At 40.0% G+C, this 15,106-nt stretch carries 14 protein-coding genes; 12 read left to right on the forward strand and 2 right to left on the reverse strand.

Going from position 1 to position 15,106, the window contains the following annotated elements; all coding sequences use genetic code 11:
- Positions 1 to 7: 7 nt before the first annotated feature.
- On the forward strand, positions 8 to 1,147 hold the full coding sequence (locus A3G9_RS0100430; RefSeq protein WP_002821648.1) for a toxic anion resistance protein: 1,140 nt from the start codon (positions 8 to 10) through the stop codon (positions 1,145 to 1,147).
- Here A3G9_RS0100430 and A3G9_RS0100435 read toward each other — a convergent pair.
- A complete protein-coding gene (locus A3G9_RS0100435; protein ID WP_002821649.1) occupies positions 1,144 to 1,965 on the reverse strand; it encodes an exodeoxyribonuclease III in 822 nt (273 codons plus the stop codon). The two genes, A3G9_RS0100430 and A3G9_RS0100435, sit on opposite strands and share 4 nt — an antisense overlap.
- Before the next feature lie 84 nt (positions 1,966 to 2,049).
- Between A3G9_RS0100435 and murB the strand changes: the two genes are divergently transcribed.
- The 5 genes from murB to A3G9_RS0100460 are packed head-to-tail and all read left to right on the forward strand — an operon-like array spanning position 2,050 to position 7,277.
- A complete protein-coding gene (gene murB, locus A3G9_RS0100440; RefSeq protein WP_080111451.1) occupies positions 2,050 to 2,919 on the forward strand; it encodes a UDP-N-acetylmuramate dehydrogenase in 870 nt (289 codons plus the stop codon).
- Positions 2,919 to 5,036: a cation:proton antiporter gene (locus tag A3G9_RS0100445; protein WP_002821651.1), complete on the forward strand. Its 2,118-nt coding sequence runs from the start codon at positions 2,919 to 2,921 to the stop codon at positions 5,034 to 5,036. The genes murB and A3G9_RS0100445 overlap by 1 nt, the downstream gene beginning before the upstream one ends.
- A 15-nt stretch (positions 5,037 to 5,051) precedes the next feature.
- Positions 5,052 to 5,945 carry a diadenylate cyclase CdaA gene (cdaA, locus tag A3G9_RS0100450; RefSeq protein ID WP_002821652.1) on the forward strand — a complete coding sequence of 298 codons (894 nt, stop codon included), beginning with the start codon at positions 5,052 to 5,054 and terminating at the stop codon, positions 5,943 to 5,945.
- On the forward strand, positions 5,932 to 6,969 hold the full coding sequence (locus A3G9_RS0100455; protein ID WP_002821653.1) for a CdaR family protein: 1,038 nt from the start codon (positions 5,932 to 5,934) through the stop codon (positions 6,967 to 6,969). The genes cdaA and A3G9_RS0100455 overlap by 14 nt, the downstream gene beginning before the upstream one ends.
- Positions 6,969 to 7,277: a hypothetical protein gene (locus tag A3G9_RS0100460; RefSeq protein WP_002821654.1), complete on the forward strand. Its 309-nt coding sequence runs from the start codon at positions 6,969 to 6,971 to the stop codon at positions 7,275 to 7,277. The genes A3G9_RS0100455 and A3G9_RS0100460 overlap by 1 nt, the downstream gene beginning before the upstream one ends.
- Here the strand turns inward: A3G9_RS0100460 and A3G9_RS0100465 are convergent.
- On the reverse strand, positions 7,255 to 8,208 hold the full coding sequence (locus tag A3G9_RS0100465; protein ID WP_002819474.1) for a sugar transferase: 954 nt from the start codon (positions 8,206 to 8,208) through the stop codon (positions 7,255 to 7,257). The two genes, A3G9_RS0100460 and A3G9_RS0100465, sit on opposite strands and share 23 nt — an antisense overlap.
- A gap of 20 nt (positions 8,209 to 8,228) precedes the next feature.
- Here A3G9_RS0100465 and tpiA point away from each other — a divergent pair, with 20 nt between their 5' ends.
- The 6 genes from tpiA (at position 8,229) to A3G9_RS0100495 (ending at position 15,103) form a co-directional block, all read left to right on the forward strand.
- Complete coding sequence (tpiA, locus tag A3G9_RS0100470; RefSeq protein WP_002821655.1) at positions 8,229 to 8,951, forward strand: triose-phosphate isomerase; 723 nt, start codon at positions 8,229 to 8,231, stop codon at positions 8,949 to 8,951.
- A 210-nt stretch (positions 8,952 to 9,161) separates the two neighbouring features.
- Entirely contained in the window at positions 9,162 to 10,370 is a 1,209-nt protein-coding gene (locus A3G9_RS0100475; protein ID WP_002821656.1) for an ABC transporter ATP-binding protein, read from the forward strand.
- A 110-nt stretch (positions 10,371 to 10,480) separates the two neighbouring features.
- Positions 10,481 to 11,827, forward strand: a complete 1,347-nt coding sequence (eno, locus tag A3G9_RS0100480; protein ID WP_002819470.1) for a phosphopyruvate hydratase — start codon at positions 10,481 to 10,483, stop codon at positions 11,825 to 11,827.
- A gap of 66 nt (positions 11,828 to 11,893) precedes the next feature.
- On the forward strand, positions 11,894 to 12,526 hold the full coding sequence (locus A3G9_RS0100485) for an NAD(P)H-binding protein (RefSeq protein ID WP_002819468.1): 633 nt from the start codon (positions 11,894 to 11,896) through the stop codon (positions 12,524 to 12,526).
- 97 nt (positions 12,527 to 12,623) lie between these two features.
- The gene (locus A3G9_RS0100490; RefSeq protein ID WP_002816476.1) at positions 12,624 to 13,067 is read left to right on the forward strand and encodes a CopY/TcrY family copper transport repressor; all 444 of its coding nucleotides are present in this window, start codon (positions 12,624 to 12,626) and stop codon (positions 13,065 to 13,067) included.
- Positions 13,064 to 15,103, forward strand: coding sequence for a copper-translocating P-type ATPase (locus A3G9_RS0100495; RefSeq protein ID WP_002821657.1), 2,040 nt, complete (start codon positions 13,064 to 13,066; stop codon positions 15,101 to 15,103). The genes A3G9_RS0100490 and A3G9_RS0100495 overlap by 4 nt, the downstream gene beginning before the upstream one ends.
- The last annotated feature ends 3 nt before the right edge of the window (positions 15,104 to 15,106 follow it).

Raw genomic sequence — 15,106 nt, forward strand, 5'->3', positions numbered from 1 at the left:
AGGATGAATGGCAAATTTAAACAACGGAACTGGAGAAACGAATCAAGTTGACCCGAAGAGACCTATTTTGCCAAGTTTAAGTCCCGATCAACAAGCGAAGGCCAGGGAATTATCTAAACAATTGGACGGTCTCGACCAGGAACAGATTATTAATTACGGTTCTGATATTCAAAAAGAAATATCCGATTTTTCACAAAATGTTTTGAATCAAGTTTCAAATAAAGAGCTTGGTTCTATTGGCGACAATTTGCGGGATTTGGTTGTAACAATTGGTGAAAGTAAACCGGAAGAGTTGGCGCCACAAAAAGAAGGCTTGATTTCGAAAATTTTTGGTCGTGTGCGTCGCTCGGTTCTTGAAATTCAAGCAAAATACGAAAAAGTCGGCGAACAAATTGATAAAGCCGCCACTCAATTAAGCAGCCAGTGGCAGGGCTTAATGAATGATAATAAAATGCTCGAAGGTCTTTATCAAAAAAATCTTGATTACTATAATCAATTAAACTTGTACATCGCTGGAGCCGAGGTTAAGGAAAAGGATATTCGCGACAATATTCTAACGGCAGCGCAAAAACGTGCTACAAAGACACAAAACCAGTTGGATGCTCAGACTGTCCAAGATGTTTATCAAACTTTGACGACCTTGGAGAAGCGCAATTACGATTTAAAACTCACTCGGCAGATTGCTATTCAACAGGCTCCGCAAATTAGGCTGGTTCAGACAACCAACCGTCAATTGTCAGAAAAAATTCAATCTTCGATTAATACAGCGATTCCTTTGTGGAAAAATCAAATTGCGATTGCCCTGACACTTTTTAAACAGCGTGATGCTGTCAATACGCAAAAAGCTGTTTCCGAGACAACCAACCATTTATTAGAGCAGAATTCAGAAATGCTGAAACAGTCCTCTCTTGAAACTGCAAAAGAGAGTGAGCGTGGCGTGGTTGATATTGGATCTTTAAAAAAATCTCAACAGAATTTAATTGATACGATTCAACAAACGATTCAGATTCAAAACGATGGACGTGAAAGGCGTGCCAGCGCAGAAAATGATTTATTGCAACTGGAAGACCAGATGAAATCAGAGTTAAAAAGAATTTCGAATAATCGTAATTCAACTGGCGATTTAAAAGATCATAAAATCAATTAGAGCTTCATTTGTAAATAAATTGGTGCGTGATCGGCACGAGTACCTGTGTCGATCATTCCTGTCTTAACTATTTTTTCTTTGGCTGAGTTGCTGACAATGTAGTAATCGATCCGCCAACCGGCGTTGTTTGTTTTTGCAAGCTGGTTTCTTTGACTCCACCAGGAGTAGGCAATTTCTTTTGGGTGCTGTAAACGCCAGGTATCTATAAAGCCAGCAGATAACAACCTGCTGAATTTTTCTCTCTCCTGATCTGTAAAGCCAGCCGAATTATGGTTGCTTGAGGAATTTTTTAGATCGATTTCTTCATGGGCAACATTTAAATCACCGGAAAAAATAACTATCTTTCGTTCGGACAAGTCACTTATATAGTGTCTGAATTGGTCATCCCATTTTCCACGTGCCGGTAGTCTTCGCAAACCGTCACCTGAATTAGGCGTATAAACATTCAATAGATAAAAATCAGGATATTCCAAAGTAACGATTCGCCCTTCCTGATCCATTGTGTCGGGCGCATCAATGACTGGTTTGTCATAGGAGATCGGCGCCTCTTTGGCGAGAGTCATTACACCGGCGTAACCCTTTTTTGCCGGTGGAGTGCTGTTTTTGACAAAACGCAGATAGTTGGGGAAAAGTTCTTCTAAAACTTCATCCTGCTTTTTGTTTAAACCGTTTTCCGGCAGTTTTGTTTCCTGAATTGAAAAGAAATCCGGTTTGGCAGCGGCAATTTTCTCAAGAGTCTTATAAGTGAGTTCTCCTCGAGGAGATTTGTGCTGAATAGCTGCGTTTAGACTATCGATATTCCAAGAAATAAAGTTCATAAAGCTAGTCTAAACCATCACGGTTACAAGCAATGATAAAATCAATATATCGAAGACTTTACTAAACAATTTTCTAATATTGAAATATATAAGGACAAATCGATCGCTGAATATGCATTTGCCCAAGTTGGCGGAATAGTTGATTATTTAGCTTTTCCAAAAAATGAACAGGAAATGGAAAAGTTATTAGTTGCTGCTAGTCATGAGGATCTTCCCGTACATGTGCTGGGCCAGTTAAGTAATATGCTGATCTCCGATCAGGGAGTTCAGGGATTGGTAATTATTACAAGCGAAATGAAGAAAATCGAAATCAACGGTCGCGATGTTATTGCCGGGGCTGGGATTGATATGATTTCTGTTTCCGAATTTGCCTATGAACATGCTTTATCCGGTTTGGAGTGGGCAGCTGGTCTGCCTGGGTCTGTTGGCGGTGCTGTCTATATGAATGCCGGCGCCTATGGCGGTAACACAGCCGATTGTCTTAAGAGTGTCGTTGCTTTGGACAGAAATGGCAGGCCAACAGTTTTAACAAAGAAAAAACTCGGTTTTTCTTATCGAAATTCTGGAATTCAAAAGAATGATTATTATATTATTCAGGCTACTTTTGAGCTTAAACCCGATCAACCGGACGAAATTCGGCGCTGGATGGATGAATTCAACTTACGAAGAATTGATAAACAGCCTTTGAATTTGCCATCGAATGGCTCAGTCTTTAAACGTCCAAGCGGATATTATGCCGGAAAGTTGGTTTCCGATGCTGGGTTGCAAGGTGTTCAGATCGGTGGTGCACAACTTTCAACTAAACATGCTAATTTTATTGTTAACATTGATCATGCCAAGACCGAAGACTATTTAAATTTAATTAATTTGGTTAAACATACGATTAAAGAAAAAAATGGTATCGACATGGAACTTGAAATAAAAATGATCGGAAAGGGATTTACCGAGAATTAATGGAACTCTTATTGTTATTTCCAATTATTATCTCTTTAATTGTTGTTAGCAGTTTAATCGCGCATTTTTTTCCTTTGATCCCGGTAAGCCTGCTCCAAATTATTTTTGGAGTTGGGCTTTCTTTTTATATTAAGGGAAGTATCGGCCTGGATACTGAATGGTTTCTGCTTTTATTTATTGCCCCTTTGCTTTTCCACGATGCCTGGAGATTTCCAAAAAGAGAACTCTGGCAACTGAAAGCACCAATTATTGCCAATGCAATCATTCTTGTTTTTTTAACTGTCCTCGGCGGTGGCTGGCTGGTTCATTTATTGATACCGATTTTGCCGCTTCCGGTTAGTATCGCTTTAGCAGCAGCCTTATCACCAACCGATCCAGTCGCTGTTGGCACAATTCTTTCACGAATTAAAATTCCACAAAACCTTTTGCACGTACTGATGGGAGAAAGTTTATTGAACGATGCTTCCGGATTGGTTGCTTTTAAATATGCTGTTTCGGCAACAATGCTCGGTTCTTTTGTTCTGCATGATGCTTTTTTCAATTTTATTTATATTTCCTTGGTTGGCGCTTTAACCGGATTCATCCTGATTTCAATTCTTGATTGGGGAACTGAATTTATTCGCAAGCGTGGCGCCGGCGATGAGATTCTGCAGGTCATTATCAACGAGCTTGTGCCTTTTTTGATATTTTATATTGCTGAAGATGTCGAACATTCTTCTGGAGTTATCGCGGTTGTCGTGGCCGGCATTTTAACTAATTTGAGAAACAATGCCGATTATAATTCCAGTTTCGAGTTTGACGTTCTTTCGGAAACTATTCGGCGAACGCTGGCTTTCGTTCTTAACGGCACAATTTTTATTTTGTTGGGGATGCAATTCCCACACGTCTATAAGGATGCGATTATTGATGGTGATTTGGATCTTTTTAGAGGAATTATTTATGGTGTTATGGTTTGGTTCGTCGTTTTCATTATCCGGGCCATCTGGACTTATGCTAACGAGTATTTGAGTTTCAAACGAAATCCGAAAGATGCCAACGCTCCTTCGATTATCGGATCAGCTATCATGGCTGTTTCCGGAGTCCGTGGAGCAATTGCCCTGGCGGCCGTTTTATCGATTCAGTCTGTTTCCGGGAAAACTTTCCCTGATTATTATTTAATGGTTTTTATTGCCGGTGTTGTTGTTATCCTTTCTTTAATCGTTGCTTCGATCATGTTGCCGATTTTAGTAAAACGGGCCGGGCCGGTTTCCAATCTTCCAGTCGATGTTCAACTGATCGATCAGGAATCCGATTTCAATATCAACGAGTTTGGCCAAACTGAAAGGAAGACTCATTTTATGAGCGAAGAAGCGGCCAGAATTTTTCAGTTGCAATCGGGTATTCAGGCTCTTCGATCAGAATTAACCGATATTGCCGCTGGAGATGAGGTTGTCGATGCCCGCCAGGCGGCTGTTTACGATCTCGTCTATGAACGTCAACAGAAGATCAATGATTTACAGGTTAAAATTAATCACCGACGGGCTAAAAAATTGGTTGCTAAAGAACAGGCTTATCGAGTGATCGCTTTAAACGCTGAAATTGAGGTAATCGAAGGTTTGTATAGACAAAAAAAGTTGTCCCCAGCTGTCTATCATGCGAATATGTTGGGCGTGAAATGGTCCTTAAGAGATATCGGCCATCGGCGCAGTTTCTCTTTTCAATGGTTTTTGCGTGTGATTAGACGTACTTTGCAACTAGTCGAGTTGCGGGTTACAAGGGTTAAAACTAATCGAGCGAAAAAGCAAAATTTGATGGTTCATCGGGCGAGAGCGAAGGCCGGCATCAAAACTTTGGCTGCCCATTTAGAGAACAAAAAAATCGATAATATCGGCCGCCAGGCAGCCTTCAACATAATTATCAATTATCGAAGCTGGCTGGCGAGAATCAAAGCCAGCAAGACTTTTAATAAGAGCTACGATTCATCTTTGATGGGTTTATCATTAATTGCAATCAATGCTGAAAGAGATTCAATTCAACAACTATTTGAAGCAAAACGGATTCCTCGTCACTTGGGAATTAAATTATTGCAGGAAATAAATTTTGCCGAGATATCAGCGCTTTCGGACAACGGTAGTTAAGTTATACTAAAATCAATGAACTTAATTGATATCTTTACATATGAAAATCTCGTTCATTTGATTGATATTCTTGTTATTTGGTTCGTCCTTTACAATATTGCTAATTGGGTCCGTGGAACGCGGGCAATGCAGCTCGTTCGCGGGATCGTTATTCTAATTGTCGTTCGTTTAATCGCTTGGTGGATCGGTCTTGATACGGTTTCCTGGATTTTGGATCAGGTTATTAACTGGGGTCCGATTGCTTTGGTTGTTTTGTTTCAACAGGAAATTCGCCGGGCTTTGGAAAATTTAGGTACCAGATCCTTTTTCCGGCCTGCCGGGCCGTCGGTTCCTTCCGAAGAAATTGTTATGACAGCTTTAGATCAAGCCTTGCCTTACCTGTCCCGTCGGCGAATCGGTGCTTTAATTGCGATTGAACAAGAGACCAGCTTAGCCGAAATAATCGATACCGGAATAACCCTAGATGCTCAAGTCAGCTCTGCTCTTTTGATTAACACTTTTATTCCCAATACACCTTTGCATGATGGAGCGGCTATCATTCGCTCCGACCGTTTGGTCGCTGCAACTGCTTATCTGCCTCTTTCAAGCAATCCGTCAACTTCCAAGGATTTAGGTACCCGTCATCGAGCCGGATTGGGCTTAGCCGAATCAACTGATGCGATTGTTATCATCGTTTCCGAAGAAACCGGCGAAGTTTCAATTGCTCAAAAGGGTGTTTTGTATCGTAGCCTCAAACCGGAAAAATATGATCAATTTTTGCGTGATCGACTGATCACAGAAAACGAGAAAAATCATAGTGATGTTTTTGCTAATTTAGCCAGTTGGGTTGCCGGCTCCTCAAAAAAGAAAAACGGCAACCGCCATGATGATAATTCCAAGGGAGGCTCGGGTTCTGATGAGGTACATTAATTCTCTTTTGCGGAAAAAATGGTTCCAACTACTGGTTACCCTTATTTTGGCGATTGTTCTTTTTGCGTATGTTACCGGAACAACCGGCACTGTCCGAAGCAGTAAAAGTCAACAAAATGAATTGATCACAACACAAACAACCGAAATTAATGTTCCGGTTAATGTCAATATGAATGAGAATAAATATTATGTATCGGGAGTCCCACAAACTATTAAAGTCAAAATAACCGGCCCTTCCGGATTAATTACCGCGGCTCAAGATTCGCAAACTATTCGGGCGACAGTTAATTTGGAGAAACCGAAAATTGGTTCTCAGAATGTTTCACTTAAATTAACTGGCTTATCCGATACATTGGCAAAGACCCTCGACCCATCAAGTTTAACTGTTAATGTTTCCAGGAAGATTTCCAAGAGTGTGCCGATTATTCCGACTTATAATCGAGATAACATCGCCAGCAAATATGTTGTTTCCGGTTTCAAGATTTCACAGACAAAAGCAACCGTCACTGGTCCTTCGGATTTAGTCAAAGTTGTCAATCATATCTCGACGAGCCTGAATGTTCCGGCGAATACGCAATCAAGCATTAATAAAAATATTGCTTTGAAGGCTGTCGATAAAAACGGTTCGGTAGTTTCGGTTGAGATAAATCCCAGTTCAGTAGCTGCTACGCTTGACGTTACCAGTGAGTTTGCTGTTAAAAATAGTAGTAAAGAAACAAAGACCGTTTCTTTGAATCCTAAGTTTACCGGATCTAAATCAATGTCGAATTATAATGTCACCTTAAGTTCTTCGAGTGTTCAAATTACCGGCGATAAAAGTTCGGTTGATAAGATCGATTCTGTACCGGTAACTGTTGATATGAACCAAATCAGTACTTCCGGCGGAGTTATTACGGTTAAGCCGTCTTTGCCAAAAGGAATCGATGAAATTACCCCTAAGGCAGTTGAAATTTCGATTACGGCCCGAACAATTACCGGCTCGAGTTCAAATAAAAGTTCAAGTTCCAGTTCGGAAGGGAAGTAATGGCTAATTATATGGTTTTTGATCTCGTTCAGGAGATCACTCGTTTAGACGGCTCAGTTTATGATGAATTGGGAAATATCGTTATGAACGGCCGAGCTGAATATGCAGCTGAACAAAATTTCATCAAACAAGTTAGAATTTTGAAATTAAACATCCCCCATTCAAATCACGTTGAGAAGGTCGAGAGGTATATCAATGATCATTATTCAGATCCCGGTTTTTCAATGAAAAGATGGGAAGAATGGAAAAAACCGCCAGAAATACAAAAGGAAATGCAGGCGATTCTCAATGACAACCGTCTAGGCTGATTATTTTCCTCAACAGTTTCTCTGTAAAATAACCGCCTCTAATTTTCTTTGATAAATTGTCGAGATTATCGGAATCGATCTCGGCTTTTTTAATTTTGTCCGGAATTTCCGCTAGGTTATTAATTGCAATGCCAATTTTGTTTTCCAAAACAAATTTTGTGATTGCTGATTTTTCCCAGACAATGACGGGAATATTCGCGGCCAGATAAAGACTCAGTTTGTGCGGAGAATTAATTTTTTGATAATTTTGGTAATTTGTTTTATTTTTTTCTTGGTCCTCATCCCAAACTAGGCCCCACTTATTGTTTAAGAATATTGGTAATTGGTCGGGAATGATCGGTTTGTGTAATACCAGATAATCGTTTTTTTCCAGCGACCATTTTTTTGGCAGGCGGCCAAAAATATCTATTGGTATTTTTAATGAGTAATTTTTAATCCAAGATGATTTCGATAGGCTTCCCGCGTAGACCAAGGAAGTCGGAATTTTTGTCGTTTTATTTTTTTCCGGACTTAAATAATCGAATAATTCGATTTGGAAAATATTTTGATTTATTCGAAAAAGGCGATTTGTCATTTTTTTATTATGAGTAATTAGATAATCGGCTGTTGATAAAACTTGGAAAGCAATTTTTTTGGATTTATAATCATGAATTCTAAATGTTTCAAAATCATGGATTAGAATTACCGTCCTACTGCCTACTTTTTTCAACTCTTTTTGAAAATTCAATTCCCATTGATCACCCAAATAACTTGGATATTGATGAACCAACAAATCGCCTGGTTTTATAACCGATAAATCGACTGTTTTTTCCGCACGATTTATTTTTAGAATTCCAAAACCAATATTTTCAGCAATTTTTGCAAAATCTTCCTTGGCTTTATCAGCGCCGATCGGCATCCATGGTTCATCAGTTAGAGTTACCCAGTTCATATCTCAACTATAATGGAATTATGCGAAAACCAATTATTATTGCAAACTGGAAGATGAATTTTTTGCGCGATCAAGCTAATTTATACGTTAAAAAGTTGATTAAAAAGCTTGGTAACAAAGAAAATATCGAAGTTGGAATTGCTTCTCAGGATCTTTTTTTAACTGATTTGCTTAAACTAACTGAAAATACTCCCATTTCGATAGTTGCTCAAAATGCTCATTGGGAAAATTTTGGTCCCTTTACGGGCGAAACTTCTCCCAAAGCATTAGCCAATGTTGGGGTAGATTATGTCATGCTTGGGCATTTTGAACGACGCGAACTATTCAACGAAACTAATTCAACTGTTAATTTAAAAGTTCGGACAGCTTTGAATAACGGTATGGATGTGATTGTTGATGTTGAGGAGCTGGAGCAGGTTGCTCCGGTCCTAGAAGGTGTTTCAGAAGAACAGATGCAACAAATTATCATCGGATTCGAACCGACCTTTGCAATTGGAACCGGAATGTCAGCCAGCACTAAGGGTGCCGAGGATGTTGCCGAACAAATTAGAAAGACGGTTAGAAAGCTCTATGGAAGCGATGTCGCCGATTCAACAAGAATTTTGTATGGCGGATCGGTGAATCGCGATAATTTAAAAAGTTTAATCAAACAAAAGGATATCGATGGTGTTTTAGTCGGTAAAGCTGCTTTGGACTTTCAAAGTTTTTGGGAACTTGTTGAAATTATTGAGAATTCGCTTTAATAGAAACGATGAAACCGTTTACATTAATTGAATTTTCCTCTATAATGAAATCGCTTACAAACAGCTGCTGTAGGGTATTAGCTTTCACAACGCAGCAAGCATTTAGTCTTGTAAGTTCATATTAATTGCCAATGCAAAACTCTGAGATGAATGGGAAGCTGCCAAGCGGTGGCGCAGCTAGCAAATATATGTCTTCCCCAAGGAGAAAAAATGGTTGAAATGTCTTTGGAACATATTCGGAAGGTTTATCCTGGCCAGATTGTGGCTGCTATTCCTGACTACAATTTGAAAATTAACGATGGAGAATTTACGGTTTTCATCGGTCCTTCGGGATCTGGCAAGTCGACAGTCTTGCGAATGATTGCCGGACTTGAAGATATCACTTCCGGTGAATTCAAAATGGATGGCAGGCTCATGAATGATGCTGAGCCTAAAAACCGCGATATTGCAATGGTCTTTCAAAATTATGCTTTATATCCACATATGACGGTTTTTGACAATATGGCTTTTGGTTTAAAACTTCGTAAAGAGCCAAAGGATAAAATCAAAGAAGCAGTTGACAAAGCAGCTGAATTATTGGGTTTAACGGATTTTTTGGATCGTAAACCAGCTAATCTGTCCGGTGGCCAGCGTCAGCGAGTCGCTCTTGGACGAGCGATGGTGCGCGATGCTAAAGTGATGTTGTTGGATGAACCTTTGTCAAACCTTGATGCCAAGTTACGAGTAGAAATGCGTTCAACAGTTGCCAAGCTTCATCAGGAACTAGGCAACAATTTCATTTATGTAACTCATGACCAAATTGAGGCGATGACGATGGCTGACCGAATTGTTTTGATTGACCATGGTGTTATTCAACAGGTCGGATCTCCGGAAGAGCTTTATAACAATCCGGGTAATAAATTCGTTGCCGGATTTATGGGTTCACCGTCAATGAATTTCTTGAATCTAATTTTAAAGGGCGACCAACTAGTTTCCAAGGATGGCAAAGTCAACCTGAAAATTCCTAAAGGAGATTCCAAGTTTCTAAGGGAAAAGGGCTATGAAAACAAGGAACTCATTTTTGGTATTCGTCCCGAGGACATTCATACCGAATCAGTTGCCAAAGATGCCTATCCGGGAGATACAGTCAAAGTAAAATTGGATCTGGTCGAGCCGTTGGGTGCTGAAACGATGTATTATTTTGAACTTAATAATCAACAGTTCGTTGCCCGGGTCAGTGCTCGTGAAATTGCCCAGACCGGGGATCAAGCTGAATTGACTTTCCAGATTTCCAGTGCTCATTTCTTCGATCCAATAACAGAATTAGCAATTGTTCCTCCGGAAGCGAAGGTTTATAAAAGTCCGACGAGGCAGGAATCCGATGTTGCCAATACGAAGGGAACCTCGCTGGAAGGACAAAAGTTTTCTGAAAAATATTAATCGTTTTTTTAAACACAGTCTATTTTTAAATTGATTGTGTTTTTATTTACATTTAGATTCTAGTCCGTCTAGGTCTGCTAAAATATTAACTGTTGCATGGAGGAAAATAAATGTCATTAATTGCAAGTATTTACGCACGTGAAGTTCTTGACTCACGTGGAAATCCTACTGTTGAAGCTGAAGTCTATTCTGAAGATGGTTTTTTTGGTCGTGGAATTGTCCCATCAGGCGCATCAACCGGTGAGCATGAAGCGGTTGAACTACGTGATGGCGACAAAAGTCGTTATTTAGGCAAAGGAGTTACCAAGGCCGTTGCCAACGTCAATGGAGCTATCGCTGAAGCCTTGATTGGCAAGTTCGATGTTGCTGATCAGCGTGGAATCGATTTGGCGATGATTGCCTTGGATGGCACGCCGAATAAGGGAAAGCTTGGTGCTAACGCGATCTTATCTGTTTCGATCGCCACAGCGCGTGCTGCGGCTGAAGAAGCTGGTTTGCCGCTTTATCAATATCTTGGCGGGCCTAATTCCTATGTTTTGCCAACACCAATGATGAATGTTATCAATGGTGGCGTGCATTCAGACAATAAAGTTGATTTTCAGGAATTTATGATTATGCCTGTTGGTGCCAAAACAGTTAAAGAAGCTATTCGAATGGGTTCTGAAACCTTCCATAATTTGAAGAAACTTTTGGAAGCCGATGGCAAAAATACCAGTGTTGGCGATGAAGGTGGCTTTGCTCCTGATTTTGCTAATAATGAAGAGCCACTACAATACTTAGTTAAGGCTATTCAAGCTGCTGGTTATAAACCAGGCAAAGATATTGCTTTGGCAACTGATGTTGCTGCATCTGAATTATATGATGCAGATACCAAGAAGTACAAACTCAAGTGGTCTACCGGTGAAGAATTTACGGCTCCTGAATTTGAGAAGTATATTGAAGGCTTGGTTGCTAAATATCCGATCGTTTCCGTCGAAGATCCATTGGATGAAAACGAATGGGATGATTGGGTTGAAGTAACAAAAGAGCTTGGAAAGAAAGTCCAAATTGTTGGTGATGATTTCTTTGTTACCAACACTGATTACCTCAAACGCGGTATCGAAATGGGTGCTGCGAATGCAATTCTGATTAAGCTTAATCAGATTGGTACCTTAACCGAAACCTTTGAAGCGATCGAAATGGCTAAAGAAGCCGGTTATACTGCAATTGTTTCTCATCGTTCCGGTGAAACCGAGGATACAACGATTGCTGATTTGGTTGTTGCTACTAACGCTGGTCAGATCAAGACCGGATCAATGAGCCGGACTGACCGAATTGCTAAATACAATCAGTTAATGAGAATTGAAGATGAATTGAACCAAGGCGAACCAGAAGGTGTTTCGATTTATAAAGGAATAAATTCCTTCTACAATTTAAACGCTGATGCTAAAAAAGAAATTCAAAGCCACCAGGGCTGATTTCTGAAATCTGTAAACGTCGAACGTCTTGTTCGACGTTTTTCGTATCTGATTAAGGAGGAAAAAATGAAAGTTACAATTATTGGTGCAGCCGGGCAAATCCCGCATTTTCTAATTCCAATGTTACAGAAACAAACCGATGCAGAATTAACTTTATTCGCTCGGAATGCTACCAGCCGCCTGCTTGATTATTCCAAACCGACAGTTCGAATTGTTGATGGAGATGCAAGCAAAAGCGGTGATGTTAAAACAGCAATTACTGATGCCGATGTTGTTTTCATGGATTTCGACAATCCCGAGGCTGTTAAAAATGTTATCAAGGTTATGGACCAATTAGGGAAAAAACGTCTTATCGTTGCCGGTGTTTTGGGTGTTTACGATGAAGTTGCCGGTGCTTTTGGTAAATGGAATAATATGATGATTGGTTCCGGATATTTACCACATAAACAAGCAGTTACCGAATTGGAGAAGTCTGATTTGGATTATACCTATATGCGAATGACTTGGCTTTATGACCAAGACGGCAATACCAACTATGAAACCCAAAAGAAGGGACAACCTTTGATTGGCGCTCAAGTTACTCGTCAGGCAGTTTCACAATACGTAATTGATATGATTAAGAATCCTGAATTGGGAATTCGCGAGTCAAATGGGGTCGTTGAACCAAACACGAACTTCGCTAAACCGAGTTTTTACTGACTAAACAAAAAAATCAATTATTCAAAGTTTCAACGCTCCTTTTTTCGAGCGTTTTTTCTTGACTTTTAAGTCTACAAGTGTAGACTATAACTTGTAGATGACAAATGTAGATTATAAAAAAGAACAGATCTCCAATTCTGAATGGCAGGTCATGAGAATCGTCTGGTCGCTTGGCCAAACGACAACTAATGAGTTAATTAAATATTTGAATCGTAAAGAAACATGGCAGCCTTCAACGGTTAAGACTTTAGTATTTCGTTTGGAAAAGAAGGGGTATTTGACTGATGATGGGGTCAGCCGAGGCAGAAAATTTAGTGCTCTTATTTCCGAGAGTTCGGCAATGCTCGAAGCTGGAGATAATCTGTTTTCTTCAATGTGCGCTATGAAAAATGGTATGGTTTTAAACCATTTGCTTGAAGAATTGGAACTATCTAAAAAGGATATTGAAATTATGATCGGAACCTTGGAAAAAAAGTTGCCGAATGCGGCCAAAGAGGTTGCTTGTAACTGTTTGCCTGGGGAAGAAGGTGACTGTAAATGAAGATGGATGATATGAAGGATATGAAGATGGATAACATGGAAGGCATGAAAATGGATCATGGAAACATGAAAATGTCGGACGAAACCTCTCGAATGGATCATCAAATGAGTCACGAAGATATGATGATGTCAGCTGATTTTAAAAGTAAGTTTTGGGTTTCGCTTGTTCTGACAATTCCAGTTTTACTTATGTCTGATTTGATGGGTTTATTGAGTAAGCCGATTATCAGTTTTCCAAGATCAGTTTGGCTGTCTGCCATTATTGCCAGTGTGATTTTCTTTTACGGCGGCGGAATTTTTATCAAACACGCTCGAATGGAATTGCAAATGAAAAAACCGGCAATGATGAGCTTGATTTCAATGGCAATCATCGTCGCTTACTTATACAGTATTTATACTTCCTTCGCAGGTGTTGGAATGGATTTTTGGTTGGAATTGACAACTTTGATTGACATAATGCTGTTAGGACATTGGGTTGAACAAAAAGCGACGGCTAAAGCCGGTGATTCTTTTGAGGAGATGGCTGCGCTTTTGCCTAGCGAAGCAACCGTCTTGCATGGCGATATGCAGATGAAAATGCCCTTATCCGAAGTTAAAAATGGCCAAGTTGTTCTTGTTAAGGCTGGTGAAAAGATACCGGTCGATGGCCGGGTCGTCGATGGAAAGTCCAGTGTGAATGAATCGATGGTCACCGGCGAGAGTCGGCCAATTAATAAACAAACCGACAGCAAAGTAATTGGCGGATCGCTGAACGGGGATGGCAGTTTAAAAATAAAGGTCACCGCCACTGGAGACTCTGGTTTTGTTTCTCAAGTTATGGAGATGATCTCTAAAGCCCAGCAACAAAAATCACGATCGGAAAGCTTGGCTGACAAAGTTGCTTCTTGGTTGTTTTATATTGCTCTGGCTGTTGGCTTGATTACTTTTGTAATCTGGTATGCGATCACAAGAGATTTCAGTACATCGATCGAACGTTTGGTAACTGTACTCGTGATTGCTTGCCCACATGCTTTAGGCTTGGCAATACCTTTGGTGATCGCTCGTTCAACTTCAATTGGTGCTCGAAATGGTTTACTGGTGCGTAATCGTCAGGCAATTGAAAATGCACCGAAAATTAATATTTTGGCCATCGATAAAACAGGAACGTTGACTGAAGGTAATTTTGCTGTTAAAGAATATACAAATGATCAAGTACTAACTTTAGCTGCCAGTTTGGAACAAAATTCCAATCATCCGTTGGCTAAAAGTATTGTTTCTTTTTCCACCAGAAAAAAATTAAAACTTAAAACCGCCGATCAGGTTAAAAATATTAGCGGTGCCGGCTTGCAGGGCATCGTCGATGGAAAACAATATTTGTTCGTTTCGAGTGGATATCTAAATAGTCATCATATCTCCTTTGATAAAAAAGAAGATAATCGCTTATCTGCTGAAGGAAACTCGATTTCCTATCTTATTTATCAAGATCGGGTCTTAGGTTTTGTTGCGCAAGGAGATCAGATTAGAACGGAAGCAAAACGGTTTATTTCTGGAATCGGAGCTTTAAATATTAAAGTAGTCATGTTGACCGGCGACAATCAGGGTTCGGCAAAAGCTGTTGCCAATCAATTGGGCATTAAATATTTTCACGCTCAATTACTACCTGACGATAAAGAAAAAATAATTGAAAGTTATCTTAGAAAAGGAAACAAATTGGCAATGGTCGGCGATGGAATTAATGATGCTCCCAGTTTGACACGCGCCGATATCGGTATTGCTATTGGCGCCGGCACAGATGTCGCGGTCGATTCTGCTGATGTTGTTTTAGTTAAATCAAATCCATTCGATATTTTGCGCTTTTTGAAATTAGCTAGATCGACCATGAAAAAATTGGTTGAAAACCTCTGGTGGGGTGCCGGCTATAACTTGATTGCGATTCCTTTGGCTGCCGGTGTGCTTGCGCCAATTGGTATCATTCTGTCTCCAGCTGTCGGGGCAATTCTAATGGCTCTTTCAACTGTGATTGTTGCAATTAACGCAATGACCTTAAAAGCAAATTAAAAA

It is taken from the genome of Oenococcus oeni DSM 20252 = AWRIB129, assembly GCF_000372485.1.
Lineage (GTDB): Bacteria > Bacillota > Bacilli > Lactobacillales > Lactobacillaceae > Oenococcus > Oenococcus oeni.

What these genes read in the sequence shown, in the direction of transcription:
- A3G9_RS0100430 (WP_002821648.1), top strand. Translation starts at nt 8, where the DNA reads ATGGCAAATTTAAACAACGGAACTGGAGAAACGAATCAAGTTGACCCG.
- A3G9_RS0100435 (WP_002821649.1), bottom strand. Translation starts at nt 1,965, where the DNA reads ATGAACTTTATTTCTTGGAATATCGATAGTCTAAACGCAGCTATTCAG.
- A3G9_RS0100445 (WP_002821651.1), top strand. Translation starts at nt 2,919, where the DNA reads ATGGAACTCTTATTGTTATTTCCAATTATTATCTCTTTAATTGTTGTT.
- cdaA (WP_002821652.1), top strand. Translation starts at nt 5,052, where the DNA reads ATGAACTTAATTGATATCTTTACATATGAAAATCTCGTTCATTTGATT.
- A3G9_RS0100455 (WP_002821653.1), top strand. Translation starts at nt 5,932, where the DNA reads ATGAGGTACATTAATTCTCTTTTGCGGAAAAAATGGTTCCAACTACTG.
- A3G9_RS0100460 (WP_002821654.1), top strand. Translation starts at nt 6,969, where the DNA reads ATGGCTAATTATATGGTTTTTGATCTCGTTCAGGAGATCACTCGTTTA.
- A3G9_RS0100465 (WP_002819474.1), bottom strand. Translation starts at nt 8,208, where the DNA reads ATGAACTGGGTAACTCTAACTGATGAACCATGGATGCCGATCGGCGCT.
- tpiA (WP_002821655.1), top strand. Translation starts at nt 8,229, where the DNA reads ATGCGAAAACCAATTATTATTGCAAACTGGAAGATGAATTTTTTGCGC.
- A3G9_RS0100475 (WP_002821656.1), top strand. Translation starts at nt 9,162, where the DNA reads ATGGTTGAAATGTCTTTGGAACATATTCGGAAGGTTTATCCTGGCCAG.
- eno (WP_002819470.1), top strand. Translation starts at nt 10,481, where the DNA reads ATGTCATTAATTGCAAGTATTTACGCACGTGAAGTTCTTGACTCACGT.
- A3G9_RS0100485 (WP_002819468.1), top strand. Translation starts at nt 11,894, where the DNA reads ATGAAAGTTACAATTATTGGTGCAGCCGGGCAAATCCCGCATTTTCTA.
- A3G9_RS0100490 (WP_002816476.1), top strand. Translation starts at nt 12,624, where the DNA reads ATGACAAATGTAGATTATAAAAAAGAACAGATCTCCAATTCTGAATGG.
- A3G9_RS0100495 (WP_002821657.1), top strand. Translation starts at nt 13,064, where the DNA reads ATGAAGATGGATGATATGAAGGATATGAAGATGGATAACATGGAAGGC.